Source organism: Paenibacillus tundrae (genome assembly GCF_030812775.1).
In the GTDB taxonomy this organism is placed as follows: Bacteria; Bacillota; Bacilli; order Paenibacillales; family Paenibacillaceae; genus Paenibacillus; species Paenibacillus tundrae_A.
In genome coordinates, this window is record NZ_JAUSTI010000033.1 from 1 (window position 1) to 25,935 (window position 25,935).

Below are 25,935 nucleotides of genomic sequence, written 5' to 3' on the forward strand. Positions count from 1 at the left end.
TCAAGCGAAACTCAAACAGCGCGCACCGATTGAATATCGATGCGCGCTGGCAGCATAGCTTTTTTCATCTGTCTACTTGACAGGGGTATGACCACGGGATGATTCTCTGCCTCGGCTTTTTTACGTATTTACGACGACTATTCTTTACTGGATTATACTTCTGGCGTACCGTATGTTTCGAACCATTTTTTGATCGTGTCAAAATCATCACTGAAGGATAGGCCGAGCATCAATAGAATTCGTGCTTGTTGTGGGCTGAGATTATCCCCGGCAATAATGCCATTACCGCCGCCATAGACACTACCCGAGCCCGTACGTGTCGTTGTTACGAAAATAACTCCTTCTTCGATCGCTTTCGTACGAGCTTGTCCCATCGCTCTAGAGATGCCGCCAGCCCCTGTACCGGAGGTGACGATACCTTTCACTCCGCTTTTCACGAAGCCTTCAATAGCTCCGCCGCCTGCTTCCTGATAGGAGATGGCAATCTCCACTTTGGCGAGATCGGCTTTAGTGATTTTGCTAAGGTCGAATACAGGCTTCGCTGTACCTTCCGCTTTCATCGCCCGAGCAGGAGCTCGGTAAATCCGAATGTTTTCTTCATCAATATAACCTACAGCACCAAGCATTGGCGTTTCAAAGGTGTCTGTCCGATAATCATTGCTCTTCGTTACACCACGTGCGAGCTGAATGGTATCGTTGAGCATCAACACGGTGCCGAATGATTTGGTTCGACCGCTGCCGGCCAGTTTGATGGCATTGTAGAGATTCGCTTGAGCATCAGAACCAATTACCGTCCAAGGTCGCATCGAGCCTGTGATGACAACGGGTTTATCGCTTTGAACCGTCATATCGAGGAAGTAGGCTATTTCCTCCATCGTGTCAGTGCCTGTAGTTACCACCACGCTATCATATTGAGCAAGGGCTTTATCTACCGTTTGAGATAAGTCGTACAGATCAGTCATTGTATAGGAGCCTGAACCTGAATTGCCAAACTGCAGTGTGTTTACATCCGCAATTTTCTGTTTGTCTGGCAAATCTTTGACCATGTCAGCAATGAGAAGTGTGCCTGCCTTGTAATTTTGGAAGCTGGTTTCGTCTTTCGATTGTCCGGCAATTGTACCGCCTGTACCGATCACAAGCACATTAGGAGTGAAGATTGTTTGGCAGATTCCGGCACAGCCGGGATGGTGGTATTGCGTGCTGGCGTAGCTGGGGCGCTCTGAACAGTGCCTGTTGTGCCGTTTACCTCTACCGTAGCGGCCTGAGCAGCATAAGTACCCATAGGGGACAGAGTAAGGGTTAGTGCAGTCAGTGCGGCAGTGCTCCATACGGCTCAAGGGCGAAGGTGAGATTGTTTTTTCATACAGACACGCTCCTTTAAGTGATTTTTGTGTGAGTTATTCTCTTTTTTTATGTAAATAGATTGAGATGATTTTATTCTATGTTAGATAATATAACAAATTAAGTTTTTGGTAGAGATAGCGATTACATTCATAGAATCAAGGAGTAATATTGGAATTTTATGCGGAAAACGGCATACTTAAAAAGTATTTTTAACCCAATGATAAATAGTTTCTATGTTGTTTTTGAGATATTTATGTTAGTAAATATTACATATAATCTTTTCGACAAAATTAAGGTAGTTTGGAGCAGGAGATGGGACGAGAGGCTTATTTACGCTATTTTAGTTGGAATCGATATCCAGTTGTGGTTATAATGAATATGAACTTATATGTAAATAAGTATATATTATTGATTGGAGGAAACACGATGAAACAAGCACCCCGAAAATATGCCAACTATATTCCTATTCGGGAATTGCACAGCAAGGAGCAGCAATTATCTCCCTTCCAGGTGTATGCAGAGCTTCGTGAGAACACTCCAGTCCGATATGATGAACATCGGGAATGCTGGGATGTATTTCGATATGAAGATGTACAGTATGTATTAAAAAATCCAAAGCTGTTTTCTTCTGAGCGTAACCGCGCGAGTTCCAGTATGTTAACGACAGATCCTCCAAAACATAAACAGCTTCGTGATCTGGTCAATCAGGCTTTTACCCCGAAGGCCATAGAGGCTCTGGCGCCACGGATTCAGGAAATCACAGATGAGCTGCTGGCTCCGCACCTATCGGTAGGAAAGATGAACCTAATTGATGACCTTGCAACACCGCTGCCCGTCATTGTCATTGCTGAACTGATTGGGGTTCCGGCTTCAGATCGTCGTGAATTCAAGCATTGGTCTGATGTGCTTGTGAAAGGCGCACGCGATGACAGTGAGGAGGCCTTTCAGGCGTTGGCCAAAGAGAAGCAGCAGAACATGCAGGAATTATATGCCTATTTTACAGATATTATGGAACAACGCCGTATAGAGCCACAGGACGACCTGATCTCCTTGCTACTCGCTGCGGAGATTGAGGGTCAGAGGTTAACGGAGGAAGAAGTGGTCAATTTCTGTATTCTCTTGCTGGCCGCGGGGAATGAGACAACAACCAACCTAATCGCAAACGCAGTGCGTATCCTCTCCGAACAACCCGAATTACAGGATGAATTGCGTGAGCATCCGGATCGGGTCGCGAGCGCCGTAGAAGAGACGCTGCGTTATTATCCGCCGATTGTGGCAATTGGTCGTGTTGCAAGGGAGACGGTGGAACTAAGAGGTGTAACGATTAAGGCGGGTGAACAGGTAATATCCTGGGTTGGTGCTGCCAATCGTGATGGTGCGCAGTTTGAACATGCAGATGAATTCGTTTCCAATCGCAAGCCGAACCGACATATGGGATTTGGATTTGGGATTCATTTCTGTCTAGGTGCACCGCTGGCTCGGCTGGAAGCGAGGGTTGTACTGCACACGCTGCTTCAGCGTATGGAACAGATACAACTAGTCCCTGATACGCTATTAGAGCCCATCCAAAGCGCTTTTGTGTTTGGTGTGAAGGAATATCCGATTCAATTTCGGGCACGACGATTATAGATAAATATAAAAGAAAGCCGCTATCAGGCCTGAAATGGCGCTGAAGCGGCTTTTTGCTTACATGTATTGGCTTACATGCGAAGATTTTAAAGGGGTCTGCAATATTGCTGTATCCAATTTATATTATATTCAGGTCTCTCCAATACGAACAGGTCTTTTGTACAATTTGAACCGAACCCAGACCATGTTGAGAAGCAGCAATCCACCAGAGACGATAAACAAACCTTCGATGCCGATAAATCCGGCCATGAAACCACCGATGATTGCACCCAGCATGTTTCCAAGCGCCAGCGTACTCGTATTAAAACTAAAAGCACGGCTGATCATGCCATCTGGTGTGTACGAACGGATCAGGGCATTCACGCTTGGTAACAATCCGCCCATAAATACCCCCATTGCAAACCGAACTAAGATGAGCTGCCACACACTCTGCACAAAGGCTTGGGGGATTAACATAAGGCCAGTTCCAATGAGAGAGAATGTAAGCACCTTGTGTGCCCCAATTCGGTCACTTAGCTTCCCTAGGAATGGTGACATCACCATATTGGACATGCCGGTAACGGCCCCTACAAGTCCTGCCCAGAACGCAACATTTAGAGCTGAACCATGAAGCTCCTGCACATATAGCGGCAATAAGGTCATTGGGCTAATCATGGCAAACTGTAGCAGAAACGTTACGGCGAAGAGTACAGGTAATTGTGGTGATTTGTTCAGTTCCTTCAAACCGGATAACACGGATTGCTCAGGCAGCTTGGCTGCTTCCTGGCGATCAAACTTCTCTCTTACAAGGAACATGGCAAGCATAGAAGCGGCGAAGATTAATCCACCTGTAATATAGAATATAGGTCGGAATCCCACGGCATCAGCTAACAAGCCGCCCATGAGTGGACCTAAGATTGTGCCGGCAACTTGTCCGGATTGACTGATTCCCATCGCGAATCCCATACGATCTTTGGGTGTAGTTCCCGAAATGAGTGAGACTGCGGCAGGGTTGAAGCCTGAGATTGTACCGTTCAGAAGGCGTAATAAGAGCAATTGCCAAGGGTTTTGTGCAAGACCCATCAACGCAATAACGATTGCCATCCCGAACCCCGAGCGCAGCAGCATAATTTTGCGCCCATATTTATCGGATAACTTGCCCCATAAAGGTTGAAACAAGAAGGACGTGAGGAAATTGGCTGCAAAAATGAATCCCGCCCAGATGCCAATTTCATGTTCGCCCACCACGCCCAGATCCCTTGCGAGGTAAAGGGACAGAAATGGGGTAATCATGGTCATGCCAGAGTTGACCAGAAATTGTCCAAACCAAAGCACAATGAGATTAACTTTCCATGTTTTCAAAGTGCTTTCACTTCCTTTCAAAGCTTTTTCTGTAATTCTCGAAAAACACCATCTTACGATTATAACACAATTGGCATATGGATGAGGGGTGTAACGAATGTCATAGTATTGTCATTGGAACACATCTGTATGAGGTTGTTACGGAACTTCAAAAAGGGCATAATGGTAATTATGAGTCCAAAAACTATTGGAGGCTTCTTACATGAGCTATAATGATCGTCTGATTCGGGCGAGTTTCAAACAACAGGTCGACCGTGTTCCGGTATGGTACATGCGGCAGGCTGGACGTTACGACCCTGAATATCGCAAAATTAAAGAAAAGTATTCTTTGCTCGAAATTTGCCAGCGGCCCGAGCTCGCGGCTGAAGTAACCCTCATGCCCGTCCGTAAGTTGGGCGTAGATGCGGCTATTTTGTATTCAGATATTATGAATCCGGTTGCTTCGCTGGGCATTGATTTTGATATTGTCAAAAACATTGGACCGGTCATTGATAATCCGATTCGGACAGCGGCTGATGTGGAGCGTTTGCGTCCCATTGACGTTGAAGGTGATCTGTCACATATATTAGAAACCATTCGAATTTTGGATAAAGAATTAGATGTGCCACTTATTACGTTTGCTGGTGCACCATTCACGATTGCTAGTTACCTGATTGAGGGGCGACCTTCAAAAGGATACATTCGCACCAAAACGATGATGTATAGTGAACCGCAAATGTGGCATCAATTGATGCAAAAATTAGGCGATATGGTGATTACATATGTCCGTGCACACATTGCCAACGGCGGTAAGGCATTTCAGTTGTTTGATAGCTGGGTAGGTGCACTTTCACCAAATGATTTTAGAACCTATGTGTTGCCTACGATTACTCGTATCTTTACCGAATTGTCCGATTTGAATGTACCGAAAATTTATTTCCCTGGTGTGGCTTCAGGCGAACTGCTGCCAACCCTGGTAGATCTGCAAGCTGATGTTATTGGATTGGACTGGAGAGTATCCATTTCCGAAGGTCGCAAAAGACTAGGTGGAAAATTTGCCGTACAGGGTAATCTGGATCCGTATGTGCTGACTGCACCGATGGAGTTACTTAAACAACAGGCAAAAGTAATCATTGATCAAGGTATCCAAGAGCCTGGCTATATATTTAATCTGGGTCATGGACTATTTCCGGAAGCATCTCTTGATAAATTAAGAGAGCTGACAGCATATATACATGAGTATTCATCTGAAGCTTTGAAGACTGAGGTGACTATAACTAATGACTAATACTGTAGGCGTACTGGTGATGTCGTATGGCACACCTGAAAATATGGAGAGCATCGAGGCATATTACACTCATATTCGGAGAGGTCGTGCACCTGAGCCGGAGCAATTGAAGGAACTTAGTGATCGCTATGAAGCGATTGTTGGAGGCGTGTTCCCTCTTCGGGAAAACACCGATAATCAAGTTCGAGCGTTGCAACAAACATTGAACAAGGATGAACGTGCGAGTGAGGTAGAATTCAAATGTTATCAGGGTCTCAAGCATGCTTATCCTTTCATTGAAGATGGTGTGGAGCAGATGGCCAAAGACGGAATCCAGTCCGCTATTGGGATTGTACTTGCTCCCCATTATTCGACGATGAGTGTAGGTAGCTATATTAAGCGTGCACGCGAGAAGGCAGAAGAAATGGGCATTCAGATGTCCTTTATCGAGAGCTATCATCTGCATCCGAAGCTGATTCAGGCTTTGTCTACACGCGTGAGTGCGAAGTTAGATATGTTTGAAGAAGCAGGAGCCAAACGTGGGGATGTTCGTGTATTGTTCAGCGCACATAGCTTGCCGGCACGAATTGTAGATATCGGTGACCCATACCCACAACAGCTACTGGAAACGTCTGAGGTTATTGCTTCCCGTTTGGGCATCACGAACTGGCAATTCACTTGGCAAAGTGCGGGTCGTACAGCAGAGCCTTGGCTTGGTCCTGATATTTTGGATACCCTTCAGGAGCTTTCCCGTGAGCAGGTAGAGGATGTGTTAGTCGCTCCAATCGGTTTTGTATCGGATCACCTGGAAGTGCTATATGATCTCGATATCGAGGCCAAAGCGATTGCTAAAGAAATCGATATGCGCCTTATGCGTACAGATTCTCTGAACAGTGACCCACTCTACATGGAGACGCTCAGTGACGTCATTCTAAGCCAGTGGCAGCAAGGAACGGATGTGTAATGGAAGATAAGAAACGGCGTGTCGTCGTCGTAGGCGGCGGACTAACCGGTCTCAGCGCGGCATTCTATATACGGAAGCATTATCGGGAAGCGGGTTTTGAACCTGTGATTACTCTGGTGGAGAAAAGCTCCTCCATGGGTGGCATGATCGAGACCCTACACCGTGACGGATTTGTTATTGAAAAGGGACCGGATTCGTTCCTGGCTCGCAAAACAGCGATGATTGATCTGGCTAAGGAACTTGAGATGGACCATGAACTCGTGAGTCAGAATCCGGAGTCCAAGAAGACATACATTATGCAGCGTGGCAAGCTTCATCCAATGCCAGCAGGACTCGTTCTGGGTATTCCAACGGAGCTTAGACCTTTTCTGCGGAGTGGTCTGGTATCCCCCGCAGGCAAAATGCGTGCGTTAATGGATTTCTTCATTCCTCCCAAACGCACAACAGAAGATGAGTCATTAGGCTATATGATTGAAAGACGTCTAGGTACTGAAGTGCTTGAGAATCTAACTGAACCGTTACTAGCAGGCATTTATGCAGGGGATATGCGCCGACTAAGTCTACAAGCTACCTTTCCTCAATTCGGAGAAGTTGAGAGAGAGTATGGTAGCCTGATTCGAGGCATGATGACAGGTCGTAAACCTGCAGAAACTCACACAGGCACGAAAAAAAGTGCTTTTCTTAATTTCCGTCAGGGGCTTCAGAGTCTTGTTCATGCACTTGTGCATGATCTACAAGATGTCGAGCAACTGCTGAATACCTCAGTACAATCACTGAATGTTCAAGCTGGAAGTGAAGCTAGATATACGGTGCAATTGGACAATGGTCATAGCCTTGATGCGGATGAGGTTGTGATTACAGTACCTACGTATGTAGCATCATCGTTACTGCAGCCCCATGTGGATACGGCGGCACTTGATGCGATTAATTATGTATCTGTAGCCAATGTTGTGCTTGCCTTTGAGAAAAAGGATGTGGAGCATGTATTCGATGGTTCTGGCTTCCTCGTGCCGCGTAAGGAAGGCCGCAACATTACTGCCTGCACATGGACATCAACGAAGTGGCTACATACTAGCCCAGATGATAAAGTGCTGCTGCGCTGTTATGTTGGCCGTTCCGGGGATGAGCAGAATGTGGAGCTTCCGGATGATGCGCTCACAGAATTGGTGATGAAGGATCTACGTGAGACAATGGGCATTGAAGCCACGCCAATTTTTGCGGAGATCACTCGACTTCGCAAGTCGATGCCTCAATATCCGGTAGGTCACTTAGAGCATATCTCCGCATTGCGTGAAGAGCTTGGCAAACAGTTGCCTGGTGTATATATCGCGGGTGCGGGTTATGAAGGTGTGGGGTTACCTGACTGCATTAGACAGGCTAAAGAAATGTCGATGCTAGCAGTGCAGCAACTTGCTGCACATTAACAGAGTTTGAAAGTTCAAAAGAAACTCTGTTGAACAATCTCATATAGAGCTGTCTTGAGCGTAGATTTTCTACAGGAAAGACAGCTTTTTTTATACCATTCCATACCATGGCTGGTATAATGATTAAGATTGCTGTATAGAAGAGGAGTTGCCTATGTATCCGCCAAGATCCCAACGAAGTGAAGTAAAGAAAAAAACGAGACGTACTCGCAAACGGATTGTTTGGGTCATTAATTTGTTGCTGATAGTAATGATCGGACTTGTATGCTTGTATTATGTCATTGAAATGAGAGAGCAGGCAGATCGTGCGGTGGAGGTGACAACGGTCACTCCAGAATCTTCTGGTGAGGTAGAACCTCAAGGTGGTGACCCGTTAACGACACCTGAGGCAACCCCTGAGACGGATGATACTGCGGAAGAGGAGCCGGCTGTGTCCAATGACCAAGATGCTGAAGAAGCTAGCAAGGACCAGACGGACAACACAGAAGATGCTGCTAAAGCTGATTCGAAAGATACGTCTGGAATGGACGTAAAGCAGCCGGCCAAACCGTCTAAGTCAGACAGCTCTGCAGGGAATGGTAGCTCAGCAGCACCAGGGAAGCAAGAGCCTGTTCATTCAGCTAATGACGTAACGATTCATTTTGTCGGGGACATACAGTTCTCGGGAAAAGTAGCTGAGCTTCTGGAGAAGAATGGATACGATTATCCCTTTCAGAAGTTAGGCAACCTCTTTAAGGAGGATGACCTGACAATTGGAAACCTGGAAACACCGGTAACGACTGGTGGTACGGGTGCAGCTAACAAAACATATGTATATAAATCTTCGCCCAAAGCGTTAGCGGCTATGGCAGATGCGGGGTTTGATGCGGTTAATCTCGCGAACAATCATATTTTGGATCAGGGCGTCGAAGGTCTAGTGGATACGCTAGGTTATCTGAAGGAATATGGAATCGCTCACACCGGAGCAGGCATGAATCAGGATGAAGCATATGCGCCTACATATCTGGAGCGTAAAGGAATGAAAATTGCATTACTTGGCTTCAGCCGTGTCGTACCTGAGGCGAGTTGGAAGGCAGAAGGCAATCGAGCTGGAGTAGCTGAAGCCTACAATTCCACTGCCGCGGTAAAAGCAATTCAAGATGCACGTAAGAATGCGGATCTCGTTATTGTTGTAGCGCATTGGGGAGTAGAGCGAGTGAGTACGCCTAATGATGATCAGACACGCTTGGCACATGAATTTGTAGATGCAGGAGCAGACCTTGTTATAGGGGGGCATCCGCATGTATTACAAGGCATGGAATACTACAAGGGCAAATGGATCGCATACAGTACAGGTAATTTTATTTTCTCCAAATCAACTACAGAGGAAACATGGAAGACGGCTGTATTTCAAGCTCGCTGCAGTGCAGAAGCCAAATGCAGTATGAAGGTAATTCCTTATGAGGCTGCACTGGGTCAGGCCATTCCTATGCTAGGTGAAGCTAATAAGCTGCTGTTACAGCAGATGACGGAGCTTTCACCAGGTGTTCGCTTTGATGCCAGCGGTGTTGCTTCCCCAAGTTAAATTAGTCTTGAACATATCGATGATGTAAGTGGGTAAGTAGTATATGAATGAAGCTAGAACGTTGTGAGAGGAGTGGATCAGATTGAACAATAGCTGTGTCGCGCATCGTGGTTTTTCTTCCATTGCACCAGAGAATACGATGGCAGCCTTTGAGCTTGCTATGGAGCAGCCCCAAGTGCAATGGATCGAACTGGACGTACAATGTTCACGTGATGGTGTCCCCGTTGTTATTCATGACTTTACTTTTAATCGAACAACAGACGGAGAAGGTCTCGTACGGGAGACGAATTGGTCGGACATAGAGAAGTTAGATGCAGGATCATGGAAAGGAAAAAGCTATGTAGGAGAACGGATTCCTTCCCTTGGCGAGGTGTTAGATCGCTGTTGTGGAAAGGTTCGACTGAATATTGAACTGAAAACGCAAGGGGATATGTATCCCGATCTTCCTGCTGCCGTCATTCATGAAGTGAGAAAGAGACATATGCAGCATGATGTGGTGTTGACTTCCTTTGAACCAAAAGCATTAGCTAAAGCTAAAGAGATTGCACCAGAGTTCCAAACGGGATTGATCATTGATGCTCGTCCAGGCGATCTAGTAGATCGATTAAAACAATTGCAGTGCAGTTTCCTGTCCATTGGTTATACCAATGTGGATAAATCTTTGATGCGCGAGATGCAACACGAGGAGATTCAGGTGATGGCTTGGACCGTGGACGACAAAACGATCATGAAGCGTCTCGCCGCAATCGATCCTTCGCTAATGTTATGTACGAACTGTCCTGATGTGTGGGAGAAGGCGTTTCACGAAACAGCACGTCACTTTTTTAGACCCTAATTTGCAATCATATTGAAGTGAATTATAATATGTACTTATATGAAAAAGTGAAATACATTCTTCATCTGCGCTAATGAATCTGATAAAGGTGGTTATCAACCGATGCTGACAAATATTCGTAATGTATACTGTGTAGGACGCAATTATAAACTTCACGCTGAAGAATTGGGTAATGCGGTACCGGATGAACCGATGATCTTTATGAAACCTTCTCATGCGGTTGTACCGCTTAATGGAGAAGCGATTGCATTACCTTCTACCCAAGGCGAAGTACATTATGAAGCCGAATTAGTGATTCGAATCGGACAGAACTATCAGCCTGGAATCTCTATTGTGAACCTCGTTGATGCGTATGCTTTTGGTATCGATTTTACATTGCGTGATGTACAGTCAGTGATTAAGAAAAAGGGACATCCGTGGACTGCAGCCAAGGGATTCAAAAATTCAGCGCCGATCACGGAGTTTCAAGCCTTCACAGATGTAGATTCATTGCAAAAGGCTGATTTTACGCTGAACAAAAACGGTGAAGAGGTTCAGCGGGGTAATATTCGTAATATGATCTTCGATCTCCTGACGATTGTGGATTACGTGGGACAACACTACGGTCTTGGAGAAGGCGATGTCATTTTCACAGGTACACCTGAGGGTGTAGGATCAACTGTAGCTGGTGATGTTCTTGAACTCACTTGGAATGGCAAGTCTGTAGGCCAATGCACGATTGTGGCAGCCAATTAATCAAGGAGCATTTGCTTGTGAGTAACATGAGTAACAAGAGGGGCGTGCAAACGCTCCTTTTTTATATGCCAATGGATGGCTGGGTAAGCCTCTATTAACTGTCTCTGTAACTTATATAAATCGATATGAGATGTTGACGCTCTCAGTCACTAACGGGGTGAGTTCTGCTTGTTGTGTAGTATGCTGTTCCAAGCTAATGCTTCCGTCTCCAAGCCGTTCCGGCAAAAGACATCGTTACAATCATCGTACCAACAATGATTACACGTTCATATTCATAAGAGTCGTCCTCATTTCCATTTAGAATTAAAGCTAACTTGCTATGTACTGGTTCTAGATTTAGTGTAATTGAAGAACCTGAAGTCAAACTTAAATAGAGATAAAACACATGTGGTAATGAATACCACCTTTTGAGCGGAGTTTATCTTATGATTAGCTGGTGAGTTCGTATTTCGGCATTAGGATCAAACCGTGGTATAATTAAATTTCAAAAATAAAATGACGTCATGTGGCGATGTGAGCCACCATGGGCAGGAGAATGTATGAACTGGATCATTGGCGCGGTGTGCGCTTTAATCGTAGCAGGGGCAGCCTACCGGAAAAAATCACTTACTCGATCTGGCAGCCTAGCCGCTGTGCTGATGGGTACGATTTATTATGGGGCAGGTAACCTGTTCTGGTTTGGAACGCTGCTATTATTTTTCATCACTTCAACGCTACTCTCCAAATATCATAAGGATCGCAAGCAGGAGCTGGAAAAGTCGTATGCCAAAACAGGAAACCGGGACGCTGGTCAAGTGCTGGCTAACGGTGGGATCGGCATGGTGCTGTGTTTAGGAAACTGGATTGCTCCACATCCATTTTGGATGTATGCATTTATTGGTGTAATGGCTACTGTTACATCGGATACATGGGCGACGGAGTGGGGAAGCCTGAGTCGTAGACCACCACGCTCAGTAGTGACATGGAAGGTGCTTACACCTGGTACTTCGGGAGGGGTATCCTGGCTAGGAACTATGGCTGCTGCTGTGGGTGGAGCCTTAATCGGATTAGGGGCGTTTTTCTTTTACTGGATCGTGGGACTGGAAGGGCTAGGCTTGTTCGGTTGGGTGATGGTTGGACTAGTCGGCGGGCTTGGAGGCGCATTTGCAGATTCTTATCTAGGTGCAACGCTCCAGCATATGTATCGTTGTACAGTGTGCGGACGCGAGGTGGAAGTTGTTGAACATTGCGGCCACGCAACAGTGCATTCGCGTGGATGGTCATGGATGAGTAACGATCTGGTAAACGTGCTAAGCTCGGTTATTGGCGGATGTTTGGCTATTGTATTGGGGATTATTTTGGCGTTGTAGGGAGGGAGTACTGTTGAGTACTGTTCAAGGAGACAAATCAGAGGCTATTTTGGATGCGGCTTATGGTATCTTTGGTTCAAAAGGATTTTATGAGACCAAGATGTCTGATATTGCAGACGAGGCAGGCATTGCAAAGGGCACGATTTATTTATATTTCAAAAGCAAGGAACAATTATTTATTGCCGTGTCGAAGCGGGATTGTAATAGCTTTATTAGCCGGCTTGATTATGCTCTGAAATCCAATGAAAATACGGGTGACAAGCTTGGTGCTATCGCGAAGACGCACTTAACTTATTATTATGAGCGGCGTAATCATACGAAACTATTTTTTATGGCACCTAATAATGACCCTGATCTGATGAAATTTATGAAGGGGTTCATGAATGAATATATGAGTATGGTATGTGAAGTGCTGAAAAGCGCCAATGTACCTGAGCCTGTGCTGCTAGCTGAGGCTTATATTGGAATTCTGGATCGACTGAAAATGGATATTATGCTTAACCCTGAGTTTAACGAGGATGATCTGAACAAACGTATTTCCTTTGCAGCTGCACTGTTCTTGGATGGCTGCCGTTCGTTCATTCAAGTATAGAACGTGTTAACAACTTATATAAAATATCAATTTACAGAGAAGTAGGTACAAACAATGAACATAATGACTATAGAGCAAATTTCAAAAAGCTATGGCGAAAAAATATTGTTCAAGGATGCCTCATTTGGTATGGGGGATCAGGATAAAATTGGGGTCGTAGGTGTGAATGGAACAGGAAAGTCAACGTTTCTACGTGTAATAGCAGGCATGGAGCCTGCGGATGGTGGACAGATTGCGATCGGGAACGATGTACGCATTCAATTTCTCGCACAAAATCCTCAATTTAATCCAGACAATACCGTACTGCAACAAGTGTTTGAAGGCGACAGCCCTGAGATGAAGACAGTGCGTGAATATACCCAGACGATGGAATTATTGGAACTTAACTCTTCTGACCCAGCCTTGCAAGAGCGACTGATGCGTTTGAATCAACAGATGGAACAGCTCCAGACCTGGCAGATGGAAAGTGAAGCCAAAAGCATCCTTTCTAAACTGGGAATACGTCAGTTCGATGCACGTATGGGCACATTGTCTGGAGGACAGCGTAAAAGGGTAGCTCTAGCTTCTGCGTTAATTCATCCGTGTGAACTGCTTATTCTGGATGAGCCGACCAACCATATTGATAATGACTCTGTTGTGTGGCTGGAGCAATATTTGCAAAAACGTCGTGGAGCTCTCTTGATGATTACGCATGACAGGTACTTCCTTGATCGTGTTGCTAATGTCATGCTTGAGCTAGACCATGGACGATTATTCCGGTACGAGGCAAACTATACCCGTTTCCTAGAATTGAAAGCAGAGCGAGAAGAACGTGAGTCTGCATCAGAGCAGAAGCGACAGAATCTGCTGCGGACAGAGCTTGCTTGGATTAGACGCGGTGCAAAAGCTCGTACGACCAAACAAAAAGCGAGAATTGATCGCTATGAGCAATTAAAGGATCAACAAGGGCTGAGCCGTTCCGGCTCAATGGACGTTTCTGTTGGCTCCACCCGTTTAGGGAAGAAAATTCTGGAGATTGAGCATTTATCCAAATCAGCAGGTGGACGTAAACTGATTGAAGATCTGAGTTACATCGCTGTACCAGGAGATCGAGTGGGGATTGTTGGTCCGAATGGTAGTGGTAAATCGACGCTGTTACAGATGATTTCCGGTAAGCTGGAACCGGACGCAGGTGAGGTTTCTGTGGGGCCAACTGTTAACCTCGGTTACTTCACACAGGAACATCAGGAGATGGATGAATCGCTGCGGGTTATTGAGTACATCAAGGAAGTTGCTGAGAACGTGAAAACGGCAGATGGTTCGCTAATTACTGCATCGCAAATGTTAGAACGTTTCCTCTTCACGCCTACAGCGCAATGGACACCAATCTCTCGGTTGTCGGGCGGGGAGAAGCGCAGACTGTATTTGCTTCGTGTATTAATGGCTGCACCTAACGTTTTACTGCTCGATGAGCCGACGAATGACTTGGATATACAGACATTGGCTGTACTCGAAGATTATCTGGATGATTTCCCTGGCGTTGTCTTCGTCGTATCCCATGATCGATACTTCTTGGATCGTACGGTAGATAAGGTTCTTTCCTTTGAGGGTGAAGGTGCTGTAAGGGTTCATGTGGGAGATTATAGTGAGTATGCAGAGTGGATGTTGAAGAATGTGACATCTAATTCGGCTACGTCCTCTCAGACAAACAGTGCGGCGGCAAGTACCGATTCCAAAACATCAACGGATGAGCGTAAGTCAGCTACTTCTACAGCGAAGCCTAAGCTGAAATTCAGCTTCAAGGAGCAACGTGAGTATGATCAAATTGATGAGAATATAGAGAAGGCTGAAGCTAATTTGGCACGAATCAATACCGATATGGAGGCAGCCTTCAGTGACTCCGCCCGTCTGCAGGAGTTAATGGCAGAACAGGCAGAGGCTGAGCGCCATTTAGAAGAACTAATGGAACGTTGGACGTACTTGAATGAACTTGCAGAGCAAATTGAGAAAAGCAAATCATAAGATGGATTTAACCCATTAGTCCAAATCAAGGCTCTTTTTCAAACGCGACATCACGTTGCTGATGAAAAAGGGTCTTTTTTATATTCAAAAATTTCTCCCTTTGTTTGATTTCTTTAAAAGTATTAACCACTAAATATGAAACGTTCCTCCTGTTATTGCGTTGTATTAAGTAAAGAATTCCATAGGAGGGAGCGCATACCACATGAGTTATACAGAAATAAATGAACAATTGGCGATTCTGAAGGAAAAGGGGAGAATTTACGAGAAGTGGAAAAGCAGGCTGGCGAAACTGAATGAGGAAGAAAATGAATGGAAAGCGAAAGTAGAGCGACGTTTGGAGCATCTGGAAAAGGAACAAAGCGATGTAAATCGTCTAAATAGTATGACATTGTCGGCATTTTTCTATAATTTAATTGGTAAGAAACAGGAACGGTTAGAGAAGGAAGAGTTGGAGCTTATGGAGAGCAAAGCTGAGTATGACACGGCATGCCGTATGTTACAGGATGTGCAAGAACAACGTTTGCAGGTACAGCGTGAGCTGGATGGACAACGTGAACTTCAGTTCTGGGAAAGTGATTACAAGCAGCTATGGGGCAAGAAGGAACACCATTTGCTAGCGAGAGATCATGAACTACAACAGATGGCAGAGGATCGTGAACATGTCATCGGGGAATTGAAGGAGCTACAAGAGGCGGAGCGAGAAGGTAAACGTCTAATGCTCGCTTTGGATCGTGCAGCAGAGGCTCTAAAGTCAGCTGGGAACTGGGGAGTGTATGATATGATGGGTGGCGGGATGATATCCACTCATATCAAGCGTAGCCGGATGGATGATGCACAATCTGCTATAAACGAAGCTGGACGACATCTGAAACGTTTCCAGAAGGAGCTGGATGATGTCAAAATGGCAGTTAAAGCCGACTTAGAACTCGGAGGTTTGTTATCGTTCGCTGATTATTTCTTCGATAACCTCTTCGTGGATTGGATGGTTCAGGACAAAATTCGTAAAGCTGAATCTCAGGTGCAGGAGGGACAAAGTACGATCCGCCGTACTATGCATGTGCTCAAAAATGAAATACGTGCACATCAGGCAACCAAGGAAAGCCTGGAGCGTCGTTATCATCAACATATTGAGCTTGCCGATTAGCTTCATGCTTCTATATCTAATAAAAAAATCTAAAATAGGTACGCCCTGCATCCATGAAGTTATGGTGCAAGACGTACCCTATTTACGTTAAATACTGGTTACTGAGTATTCAACTTGATAAGACTGATAGTAGACGGAAAGTGCTTCTTTTTACATTATGAAATTGCCTATTGTATGACGATCAGCTTATTTGGTTGTTATATAAGCTGTAAGCAGTCGCGCGGTATTTAGCACGGCATCTTTGTGTGTGCGCTCCATGGAATGAGAGGCGTGTACCCCTGGGCCAATGAGTGCAGCTCGAATGTTGTTACCAGCACGTAAGGCGGCAGAGCCGTCTGATCCATACTGCGGATAAATGTCGATGGCATAATCCATTTTGCTTTCTTTGGCCAGCTCAATTAAGCGGCTTGTCATCTCATAGTCGTATGGACCCGAAGAATCCTTGGCACAGATCGATACATCAGTTTCTTTACAACTGAGATCATCACCCATAGCTCCCATATCTACAGCGATCATCTCACTGATCTCAGCAGGAATATAGGATGCCCCGTGCCCAACTTCTTCGTAGTTGGAGATTAACAAGGACACGTTATGTAGAGGTTTCCAGCCCTCGCGGTGAGCAGACTCCAGTATGCCAAACAAGGCAGCTACGCTGGCTTTATCATCAAGATGTCTTGATTTGATATAACCACTTGGTGTAATCACAGCTCTGGCATCGAAGGAAATGAAGTCACCGACACAAATGCCGAGTCCCAATACATCCTCTTTGGAATTAACGACCTCATCAATACGGACTTCCATATGATTTTCTTTTCGCTCGAAGGTACGTGCATCCGGATAGACGTGTACGGAGGGGTGGAGAGAGAGAATGGTACCTGTGTAGCTTCTACCATCCCGAGTATGAATTGTACAGTATTCATTTTCAATACTCTGCATGGAGAAACCGCCAACCGACGTTAGCTTCAAGGTGCCATATGAAGTAATTGAGCGAACCATCGCGCCTAGTGTGTCAACGTGTGCGCTAAGTCCAATCGTTTTGGATGAATCTTGCCCAGCCAGTGTAAGAATTGCGCCGCCTTTATTGTTTAGTTCAAAAGGAATGGATAATTTCTCGGCTTCCTCACGAATCATCTCGATGATATGGTGAGTATATCCACTTGGACTCGGTGTATCAAGCAATTTTTTTAGCAGAGTTAAGACATAAGATTCATTAATGGTAAATGACATGGTATAACTTCCCCCTTCAAAATCATGGTTGTGGAACGAACGCGGTAACAAATACAGCCTGTCCGGCAGGAATGTTGAAACTCACCCATTCCTTAGGCCAGCAGGCTGTCTGCTTTTTTACAACGTACCTGTCGGATTTCCTTTACGCTGGCTTTCGATAGATTCATTGGCAATAGAACCTTCCGGTTCAGTTGTTCCGATTGTATCCATCGAAGCGTAGGAATCGAATGTGTCAGTGCTTGATTTGGCATTCTCTAATTCAGATACGCGTAACTTCAACTGTTTGTTTTCACGCTGCAGTCGATATTGGCGATAGATGCCGTATGACCCAACAATAATTCCACCGATCAGCGTACAGCCGAGAATCAGAAGAATTAGCGGGATTTGGAACGTGTTAAAGAGCAGGTTAACCTCCACCGAATTCACATTAATTACAGCAAATATTCCGGTAAAAAGTGCAAAAACAAGACCTGCAATAAGCGCCCATTGCATTTTCATGGTGTTGCCTCCTTGTTGAACAATTCAGGACTAAGATACATTACCCCATTAGCCTGAGGTTGCATCCTGCAATGATTATAAAATCCCCTGCCCGAATGGGCAAGGGATGCAGGTCGTAGGGATGGAATAACAACCTTATTTAGTTAATTCCTCCATCTGCTCGATCAGTTCTTTGAACACGCTCATAGCTTCACGGATCGGCTGCGGTGAGGACATATCTACGCCAGCTTTTTTCAAGATGTTGATGGAGTAATCGCTACCGCCACTTTTTAGGAAACCAAGATAGCGATCCACAGCAGGCTGACCCTCTTCCAGAATTTGCTTCGAGAAGCTTGTTGCGGCTGAGAAGCCTGTAGCGTATTTGTATACGTAGAAGCTGTTATAGAAGTGGGGAATACGTGCCCATTCCATTTCGATTTCTTTGTCCACCGCCATGTCTTTACCATGATATTGTACATTCAGATCATAATAAATTTCGGATAGCAGCTGTGGAGTGAGCGCGTCACCTTGTTCCGCACGTTCATGAATGATCTTCTCGAATTCGGCAAACATCGTTTGGCGGAATACAGTGGTGCGGAATTGATCTGCATAATAAGTTAATAGATACAACTTCTCTTTTGGATCGGTTGATTTATTTAATAGATAATCCATCAATAATGCTTCATTCGTGGTGGATGCAACTTCAGCAAGGAAGATGGTGTATTGCGCATCACGATATGGAAGAGTGGTATCTGAATAATGAGAATGCAGCGCATGCCCCATCTCATGAGCAAGTGTAAACATGCTGTTCAGATTATCCTTGTGATTGAGCAGGACATAAGGATGGGTGCCGTAAGCTCCCCATGCATAAGCGCCTGAGCGTTTGTTTTCATTCTCATATACATCGATCCAGCGATTTTCGTAACCTGCCTGAAGAGTATCTGCATAATCCTGACCTAGTGGTTTCAAGCCCTCTTTGACGATTTGTTTTGCTTCATCATAAGAAATATCCATCTTGTATTCATCTACGAGTGGGGCAAAAAGATCGTACATATGCAGTTGATCCACATTAAGCAGTTTCTTGCGCAGATCCATGTAACGGTGCAGCAAAGGAAGACTTTCGTGAATGGTATCCACGAGGTTGGTGTATACGTCCTTCGGAATGTTGTCACCGTAGAGGGACATTTCCAGTACAGAAGGGTACTTACGTACGTCTGCATAGAACATATTTTTCGTTACATTGGCATTAAGGGCGGCAGCAATTGTATTTTTTTGTTTCCCATAGGTTTCATAAACTGCCTTAAAAGCGCGTTCGCGAACTTCACGGTTTGGATTCTCCAGGAATTGAATGTAACTGCCATGTGTCAGTTCAACTTCGTTTCCATGCTCATCCTTGATTTTTGGGAACTTGAGATCCGCATTGTTCAACATGCTAAATATCGTTTGCGGAGCTTGAGAGAGATTACCTACTTGGGCGAGCAAAGCTTCCTCCGTTTTGCTCAGGACATGCGCTTTTTCACGTTTCATTTCTTCTAAAGTGAACTTGTAAGCTTTAAGCTGCTCATCAGCAATTAATGCATCCAGTTGATTGTCTGGAAGTGCCAAAATCTCAGGTGTTACAAACGAAAGTGCTTCCCCAACTTGAACACTCAGCTTTTGCGCTTTTTGGGAAAGGTTTTGATATGTAGGATTAGCTGTGTCTTCATCTTGGTGCATGCGTGCGTAAACAAAAAGGCGCTCGATCTTGAGAGATATTTCATCTTCCAGTTCGAAACATGCTTTTAATGCTTCGGGTTTATCCAGTTTGCCTTGAAATTCGGAGGCTTTCTTCGTCAAAGAAGAGACTTCTTCATACTCCTGATCCCAAGCTTTCTGATCGGCAAACAAATCTTCCAGTTTCCAAGTGTGTTCAGTTGGTACCTCGGAACGTTTCAACAATTGACTCATGGGAATCCTCCTTAATGGTAATGATGAATCTATGGATGAAGCAGTCTTCGCCTCGACCGCTGAAATGGGCAGAGACGAAGGAATCAAGCTAAATACCAGTAAAATAGCAAGTGATTTGCGATATTTCAACGTATTTCCTCCTCAGCCATACCAATATTTCATATAGTATGACCTGGCGTACGTTGAATTATTTGAGAAGCTAAGCTCCCATATTGTAGAGGAAATATACAATTAGGAAAAAAGCAAAGCAAATCATAAGCGTGGCGATAAGAGCCATGCCTCTTCTCAGTCGATCCGGGATGGACTCACGTCCCAGAATCAGCACAATCCCTAGGGAAAAGGCAAGAATAATAAATATGACGACATTACTTGAATCAAGCTGCATCAATTTAGACCTCTTTGAAGGCAGCCATCAGCTGGCGCCATTCATCCTCGCGGTTCTCGAAATCAGCTTTTGGGAAACGACGCTCAGCCCAATGCATTAAGGCTGGACGGCTTAAGAACGTATGACATTCTTCGCCCCATTCTTCCGAGATTTCACGAAGCACGAGATACTTGCCTTGTACTTCCACAGTCATCATATTCCATTTGTCTCTTTTGTATATTTCATGTTTTTTTATCATAGGTAGTCTCCAAACTAACGGTTTTGGTAAAATGATACCGTACCCTACGATTCAAAGCAAATTTTTTCGGGATTTATAAAAAAGAAAAATTGCAAAATGGAGGGGCTTACAGTATAATAAGGGTATTCGCCATAGATGGCGATATTTTTAGGAGGTTGTTCATTTGAAAGGTACAGTTAAATGGTTTAATGCAGAAAAAGGCTATGGCTTTATTTCAGTTGAAGGCGGCGAGGACGTATTCGTACATTTCTCCGCAATCCAAGGCGACGGCTTTAAAACATTGGAAGAAGGTCAAGCGGTAGAATTCGAAATCACTGATGGAAACCGTGGTCCTCAAGCAGCTAACGTAACTAAATTGTAAGAATCTTTCCGGTCAACGGACTTCTTATAAATGACTTATAGCTGAATATACGAACACAAGCACAGTCCCCATTTAGGAGGCTGTGCTTTTTTTGATGATTATTTATCATTATGTGTAGTTTGATGTATTTGATTCAGTTTGCTGAGAATTTGAAGGAATTCCATGTTCATCAACCTGTTCGACGCGTAACGCTGAATAATAGCTTAAGACCGAATCCAAGCAATGCAGTTAGAGAGAAGGCCATCGCGGTCAGGTAAAAGGTTTGTCGGCCAGCATGCTGAATTAGAAGCCCACCCAGTGTACCACTAAGCAAACCGGCTAAGCTAGACCATACGATCGTAAAGAGAGCCATACCTGTAGCGCGGTATTCATCTGGCACAAGGTTGGTAATGTATCGAACTGCGGTAACGTAGAATATGCCGAATGTTACACTGTGCATGAATTGAATAGCAACCACTGCTTCAGGCGTATGGGATATCGACATCAGTAATAGACGTAGGGCATACATCAGTGCAGCAAAGGCAATCAAAGGTAACTCCTTATATCGACTGCCATATTTACTCAGTAACATGAAAATTGGAATTTCGCTCACAGAAGAGATCAGTAGTGACCAGCCAATTAAGCCTTCGCCAGCGCCCAATTCTTTGAGCGTAATGGTGAGAAAGGCTTCATTCATTCGATGACCCATGGCAAGCAAAAAAACACAGGCGAAGAAGCTCAGCACATCTCGACGTTTTAGAATAGCCCATAACCCCGACAGATCCATCTTAGTGCTGCCACCGGAAGGTTGATCCTGCAGTCGTAAGCTAATGAGGAACGTAGTTCCAGCTAGAACTATACATAACCACATCGTCCACCCTACGCCAAACGAGCCAAGAAAGTAGCCGATGGTGAGGGCGAAGAACGCATATCCAATTGAACCAAATACACGTATGGTCGTAAAATTCCTGCCGTATTTATTAGCGGTCGTAATAGCCATGGTGTCTGCAAGCGGATAGATCGGATAATAGAAAAAATAAAATAAAGAAACAAGTATAAAGACTTCTCCAAACGTAGTCGCATTGGCTAGCAACATCCCAGTAATAAATTGCCCTGCTAGCAAGATGATCATGACTTTACGTACCGTTTTGTAACGATCACTCGCCATGCTCCAGAACATGTTGGAGAACACGGATACAAGTGGACCAATCCCGTACAGGTAACCAATTTCTGCGCGAGAGAATCCAAGGTGACTGAAGAATAGCTGGAAGTAAGAAACCACCAGTACGGTTGAACCAAAAATAGTAAACATCAGTGCCCGCAACCAGGTCTGATCTGGGCGGGCGTTGTGACTTAATTTCATGTTGAGAAAACTCCAATCCTATATAACTTTCTATCATTAACCCTTAGGTGAAGTCGATTTCCTAGAGGATCGAGAAGACATCGAAGGTTCTTTGGTCGTGCGTCGAATGACCAACCACACGATAACCAGTTCAGCAAGTAACCCCAGAGATTGCGCAACGGCTCCAATCATTCCATTCCAGGCTGGGAAGATGCTCACTAGAATAAGAAGGACGATAATTGTACAGATTGCATTGGCTGTTTGTGAGCGAAACATCGTTTTGGTCTGTCCCCGTAATAAGATGAGCCCATTGCTGTAATCCAGAAAAGGCGAGATCAGAGGAAAGAGGACAAAGGCACGAAGCGTCCACAGACTTTGCTCTAATAGAGTTCCCTGAACACTCATGACATTTTCCATCACCCATGAGCCCAGCGGTGTATACGCTATCGACACGGTCATGGCAAAAGGGATAAATCCAGTGACGAGTGCAAACTTTTTGACTAGTTTCGCGTCAATCTCATAAAAATTCAGTACAATCTGGTGAATGTACGTAAAGAAGCTCAGCATCAGTTGCATCAAACTGCTGGCAATAGCAAAAGAAGAGATTGCTAAGGCAATGCCTGTTGTTTTGCCAAGCACGATATTAATGACTGGTCCGATGAAGAGTGCGACAAAGCTGGACAGCAGTAAAGGTTTGTAGAATCGAAACACATCATTTCTCGTTTCGACGGGATGATCCTCGAGTTTAGCAGGCATGTTTCGTTTAATGTTATTTCCTTCGATAAAACTGACCAATGCCTCAATCATCATGCCTGCCGCAAAAATGATGGCACCTACACGTCCGCTATTAATGGTATCAGTATAGATAAAATATAGGGACAGACCGTACATTCCGGCTAAGCGAAATAACATGCCGATCGTCAGCCACTTTGTTCGATTATTCGTTATGATAATGCCTTGATAGACGTTACGGATAACAGAGAAAATGCTGACGTACATCAGAATTTCATACACATCGATAACATGGGATAACAAATCTGGACTTACGCCAAATAAATATTTGAAAACACCTGTACCAATGGGGGAATAGACAATGGCAAATCCGATCAAAAGGACACAGGCGAGAAAAATTTTGGTTACAAAGGTGAGTGCTTGAAAAGAAAGTCGATCCCGAACGAGTGCAGAACAAGTTTGCCTTAACAAGGTAGAGGGGCGTTCGGTGAGAGTAAGCAAGCTACCGGCAATTGCATAACTAGCAATGATCGTCTCTGGGTGAGCAGAGCGCGCAAGCGTACTATTGATGATAACGTGAGAGATGGTGACAAGAGAGGCAGATATGCCGAGAGGCACAAAAAAAGCAAATAACCGTCTCCACGAGAGCGGTTCACTTGACGTCATGTGAAGGACTCCTTTGATGATTCAAATAAAGCTAGTATATCATAAACACTTTACAGTGGAAGCGATTTTTTGCCCTGATTATGCGGTACATCATTTGTACAATTAAGGGGTTCATATTATAATAGGATTGGTTAAAAATCGCTCTAATACGTATCAACCAAGTGGAGGCACATTTATTTTGAGCCAATCAAATCAGAGTCGTCATCAATATCCACGAAATTCATTGGATTTGATGAGAAAGGTGTACAAGTACACGATTCCCGAGACGCGGAACAAATTAGATGAGTGGCGTGAACAGGCTGAGAAAATTCCGAATGAAGAATTGCGGAATCAAGCTCTCGCCAGCATCAGGGACAAGCAATTCCACTGCGAAGGCGGTACGGTCTATGCTTTGCCCGATATGCCGAAGAGGCATATCTTAATTCCGCTAATTGTTGCTTACCAAACAATCAGTGATTATTTAGACAATTTGTGTGACCGCAGCACATCGATGGATCCGAACGACTTTCGTCTGCTCCATCAATCCATGCTTGATGCGGTAGATCCCGAGGCGACACCAGTCAATTATTATGCTCTTCGTGAGGAGCAGGATGACGGTGGGTACTTGCGGAATCTGGTGACTACATGTCAGGAGTTGACTCGTCAGCTGCCTGGGTATGCGTCCGCCAAGCCTCAAATTCAGGATCTGGCAGGCCTATACACGGACCTGCAGGTATATAAGCATATCAAACCGGAACTGAGAGAAACGGCTTTGCTCGAGTGGTGGTCGGAGCATCGTCACCGCACGCCTCAGTTTCGTTGGAACGAATTTGCCGCCGCTACTGGCTCTACGCTGGGCGTATTCATGCTGTTTTTGGCTGCGAGCGACGAGCAGCTAACTGAAGAGCAGGCGGCCTCGATCCACACCGCCTATTTTCCGCATGTATGCGCATTACACATTATGCTCGATTATTTAATCGACCAGGATGAGGATCGTGTCGGGGGAGATCTCAACTTCTGTAATTACTATGAGAATGTAGAGACGATGCTAGACCGAATTGCTTTTATTGTGGAGATGGCGCGCAGTGATGTGCAGAACATTCCGGGAAGCTCCTTTCACCGAATGATCATTGAAGGATTACTTGCCATTTACCTGTCTGATCCCAAAGTAAGCGAACAACATGAAGTTCGCGCCATTTCCAAGCGTTTGATGAAGAAGAGTCCAATGACAAGAGTGTTTTTCTTTATCTTTAGTCGCTGGATTCGCAAGCACATGTAAGTCAGGCGATTTGTTGCGGGAGCCTGAAGTGAAACTAGAGGAGGAAGAAACATCATGACAGCAGTAAAAAAAATCGCAGTTTTAACGAGCGGTGGCGATTCACAAGGGATGAACGCGGCCGTTCGTGCGGTGGTTCGCAGCGGACTATTTCACGGTCTTGAGGTATATGGTGTGCAGCGTGGATACCAAGGCCTTCTGAACAACGATATTTTCCCAATGGATCTCCGTAGTGTTGGTGATATCATCCAACGTGGGGGCACAGTTCTACAATCAGCGCGTTGTAAAGAGTTCTATACAGCCGAAGGTCAGGAAAAGGGAGCGGATATTCTTCGTGCTCGTGGCATCGACGGTTTGGTTGTTATTGGTGGGGACGGTTCATACAATGGTGCGAACAAGTTAAGTAAGCTGGGCATTAACACGATGGGTCTTCCAGGAACCATTGACAACGACATCTCATTCACTGATTACACCATCGGATTCGATACAGCAGTAAGTGTAGTCGTTGATGCAGTGAATAAATTGCGGGATACGATGTCTTCTCATGAGCGCTCTTCCATTGTTGAGGTCATGGGTCGTCATTGCGGCGATATCGCTCTGCACGCAGGACTTGCTTCCGGTGCGGAAACGATTCTCGTTCCTGAAGTACCGTTTGATATGGATGAAGTAGCAGATCGGATGAAAGCGAACTTCGCTCATGGCAAACGTCACAGTATCATCATCGTTGCAGAAGGTGTAGGTAAAGGTGAGGATGTTGCAAAAGAATTAATGGAGCGTTGTCCTACGTATGAACCGCGAGTAACAGTGCTGGGTCATATTCAACGTGGAGGTACACCAACTCCGTTCGACCGTAACTTGGCAAGTCGACTAGGTGACTTCGCTGTTCGCAGTCTGATTGCAGGTGAGACGGATAAAGGTTGTGGCATTATCAAAGGTGAGCTTGTCCTCACCGATATTGATAAAGTCGTGAATACGAAAAAAGATTTTGATGTGGAAACGTATGAACTGGCACAACGTTTGTCCCAATAATAAATAAGTAACAACAAAAGAGCACAGCCCTTACTAAACTGTACCCTATAGAGTAGACACTTTAAAAAAGTCTCTCTATGGGGTATTTTTTATGTATGCCACCAAAGAGACCGGAATGGAGATACAACA

24 protein-coding genes are annotated in these 25,935 nt (G+C 45.0%); 14 read left to right on the top strand and 10 right to left on the bottom strand.

Going from position 1 to position 25,935, the window contains the following annotated elements:
* Positions 1–152 precede the first annotated feature (152 nt).
* Together J2T19_RS27945 and J2T19_RS28210 are read right to left on the bottom strand one after the other, a co-directional pair.
* Positions 153–1,142 carry an asparaginase gene (locus J2T19_RS27945; RefSeq protein ID WP_370874977.1) on the bottom strand — a complete coding sequence of 330 codons (990 nt, stop codon included), beginning with the start codon at positions 1,140–1,142 and terminating at the stop codon, positions 153–155.
* Complete coding sequence (locus tag J2T19_RS28210) at positions 1,133–1,282, bottom strand: hypothetical protein (RefSeq protein WP_370874978.1); 150 nt, start codon at positions 1,280–1,282, stop codon at positions 1,133–1,135. Before J2T19_RS28210 ends, J2T19_RS27945 begins: the two co-directional genes overlap by 10 nt.
* 488 nt (positions 1,283–1,770) lie before the next feature.
* Between J2T19_RS28210 and J2T19_RS27950 the strand changes: the two genes are divergently transcribed.
* Entirely contained in the window at positions 1,771–2,973 is a 1,203-nt protein-coding gene (locus tag J2T19_RS27950) for a cytochrome P450 (protein ID WP_307221711.1), read from the top strand.
* A 129-nt stretch (positions 2,974–3,102) separates the two neighbouring features.
* On the opposite strand, the gene J2T19_RS27955 is transcribed toward J2T19_RS27950, so the two are convergent.
* Positions 3,103–4,314 carry an MFS transporter gene (locus tag J2T19_RS27955; protein WP_307221713.1) on the bottom strand — a complete coding sequence of 404 codons (1,212 nt, stop codon included), beginning with the start codon at positions 4,312–4,314 and terminating at the stop codon, positions 3,103–3,105.
* A gap of 202 nt (positions 4,315–4,516) precedes the next feature.
* On the opposite strand from J2T19_RS27955, the gene hemE reads away from it, so the two are divergent.
* The 10 genes from hemE (at position 4,517) to J2T19_RS28005 (ending at position 16,168) form a co-directional block, all read left to right on the top strand.
* Positions 4,517–5,581: a uroporphyrinogen decarboxylase gene (hemE, locus tag J2T19_RS27960; protein WP_307221716.1), complete on the top strand. Its 1,065-nt coding sequence runs from the start codon at positions 4,517–4,519 to the stop codon at positions 5,579–5,581.
* Positions 5,574–6,524, top strand: coding sequence for a ferrochelatase (gene hemH, locus J2T19_RS27965; RefSeq protein WP_307221718.1), 951 nt, complete (start codon positions 5,574–5,576; stop codon positions 6,522–6,524). Before hemE ends, hemH begins: the two co-directional genes overlap by 8 nt.
* Positions 6,524–7,948, top strand: a complete 1,425-nt coding sequence (gene hemY, locus J2T19_RS27970) for a protoporphyrinogen oxidase (RefSeq protein WP_307221719.1) — start codon at positions 6,524–6,526, stop codon at positions 7,946–7,948. The genes hemH and hemY overlap by 1 nt, the downstream gene beginning before the upstream one ends.
* 154 nt (positions 7,949–8,102) lie before the next feature.
* Positions 8,103–9,512, top strand: coding sequence for a CapA family protein (locus J2T19_RS27975; RefSeq protein ID WP_307221721.1), 1,410 nt, complete (start codon positions 8,103–8,105; stop codon positions 9,510–9,512).
* An 82-nt stretch (positions 9,513–9,594) separates the two neighbouring features.
* Positions 9,595–10,347, top strand: a complete 753-nt coding sequence (locus J2T19_RS27980) for a glycerophosphodiester phosphodiesterase (protein ID WP_307221723.1) — start codon at positions 9,595–9,597, stop codon at positions 10,345–10,347.
* A gap of 102 nt (positions 10,348–10,449) precedes the next feature.
* Positions 10,450–11,082, top strand: a complete 633-nt coding sequence (locus J2T19_RS27985; protein ID WP_307221725.1) for a fumarylacetoacetate hydrolase family protein — start codon at positions 10,450–10,452, stop codon at positions 11,080–11,082.
* Positions 11,083–11,621: 539 nt separating this feature from the next.
* Entirely contained in the window at positions 11,622–12,431 is an 810-nt protein-coding gene (locus J2T19_RS27990) for a DUF92 domain-containing protein (RefSeq protein WP_307221727.1), read from the top strand.
* Between the two features lie 13 nt (positions 12,432–12,444).
* Entirely contained in the window at positions 12,445–13,023 is a 579-nt protein-coding gene (locus tag J2T19_RS27995; protein ID WP_056700222.1) for a TetR/AcrR family transcriptional regulator, read from the top strand.
* A 54-nt stretch (positions 13,024–13,077) separates the two neighbouring features.
* Positions 13,078–15,024, top strand: coding sequence for an ABC-F family ATP-binding cassette domain-containing protein (locus J2T19_RS28000; RefSeq protein ID WP_307221729.1), 1,947 nt, complete (start codon positions 13,078–13,080; stop codon positions 15,022–15,024).
* A gap of 202 nt (positions 15,025–15,226) precedes the next feature.
* Positions 15,227–16,168, top strand: a complete 942-nt coding sequence (locus J2T19_RS28005) for a hypothetical protein (protein ID WP_307221731.1) — start codon at positions 15,227–15,229, stop codon at positions 16,166–16,168.
* Positions 16,169–16,354: 186 nt separating this feature from the next.
* Here the strand turns inward: J2T19_RS28005 and J2T19_RS28010 are convergent, their stop codons facing one another.
* The 5 genes from J2T19_RS28010 to J2T19_RS28030 all read right to left on the bottom strand — a co-directional run bounded on the left by J2T19_RS28010 (position 16,355) and on the right by J2T19_RS28030 (position 20,442).
* Positions 16,355–17,395: a M42 family metallopeptidase gene (locus tag J2T19_RS28010; protein WP_307221733.1), complete on the bottom strand. Its 1,041-nt coding sequence runs from the start codon at positions 17,393–17,395 to the stop codon at positions 16,355–16,357.
* A gap of 117 nt (positions 17,396–17,512) precedes the next feature.
* Positions 17,513–17,893, bottom strand: coding sequence for a LapA family protein (locus J2T19_RS28015; protein ID WP_145046022.1), 381 nt, complete (start codon positions 17,891–17,893; stop codon positions 17,513–17,515).
* A 135-nt stretch (positions 17,894–18,028) separates the two neighbouring features.
* Positions 18,029–19,819, bottom strand: coding sequence for an oligoendopeptidase F (gene pepF / locus J2T19_RS28020; RefSeq protein ID WP_307221735.1), 1,791 nt, complete (start codon positions 19,817–19,819; stop codon positions 18,029–18,031).
* Positions 19,820–20,018: 199 nt separating this feature from the next.
* Positions 20,019–20,204, bottom strand: a complete 186-nt coding sequence (locus tag J2T19_RS28025; protein WP_145046026.1) for a hypothetical protein — start codon at positions 20,202–20,204, stop codon at positions 20,019–20,021.
* Positions 20,205–20,208: 4 nt separating this feature from the next.
* Entirely contained in the window at positions 20,209–20,442 is a 234-nt protein-coding gene (locus tag J2T19_RS28030) for a hypothetical protein (RefSeq protein ID WP_095288024.1), read from the bottom strand.
* A gap of 163 nt (positions 20,443–20,605) precedes the next feature.
* Here J2T19_RS28030 and J2T19_RS28035 point away from each other — a divergent pair, with 163 nt between their 5' ends.
* Positions 20,606–20,803: a cold shock domain-containing protein gene (locus tag J2T19_RS28035; protein WP_056700251.1), complete on the top strand. Its 198-nt coding sequence runs from the start codon at positions 20,606–20,608 to the stop codon at positions 20,801–20,803.
* Positions 20,804–20,972: 169 nt separating this feature from the next.
* On the opposite strand, the gene J2T19_RS28040 is transcribed toward J2T19_RS28035, so the two are convergent.
* Together J2T19_RS28040 and J2T19_RS28045 are read right to left on the bottom strand one after the other, a co-directional pair.
* Complete coding sequence (locus J2T19_RS28040; protein WP_307221739.1) at positions 20,973–22,145, bottom strand: MFS transporter; 1,173 nt, start codon at positions 22,143–22,145, stop codon at positions 20,973–20,975.
* A 36-nt stretch (positions 22,146–22,181) separates the two neighbouring features.
* Positions 22,182–23,522: a multi antimicrobial extrusion protein MatE gene (locus tag J2T19_RS28045; RefSeq protein WP_307221740.1), complete on the bottom strand. Its 1,341-nt coding sequence runs from the start codon at positions 23,520–23,522 to the stop codon at positions 22,182–22,184.
* 178 nt (positions 23,523–23,700) lie between these two features.
* On the opposite strand from J2T19_RS28045, the gene J2T19_RS28050 reads away from it, so the two are divergent.
* Positions 23,701–24,780 (top strand): tetraprenyl-beta-curcumene synthase family protein, encoded by a 1,080-nt coding sequence (locus J2T19_RS28050; protein ID WP_307221742.1) that lies wholly within the window; start codon positions 23,701–23,703, stop codon positions 24,778–24,780.
* 54 nt (positions 24,781–24,834) lie between these two features.
* Positions 24,835–25,806 carry a 6-phosphofructokinase gene (gene pfkA, locus J2T19_RS28055; protein ID WP_056700260.1) on the top strand — a complete coding sequence of 324 codons (972 nt, stop codon included), beginning with the start codon at positions 24,835–24,837 and terminating at the stop codon, positions 25,804–25,806.
* The last annotated feature ends 129 nt before the right edge of the window (positions 25,807–25,935 follow it).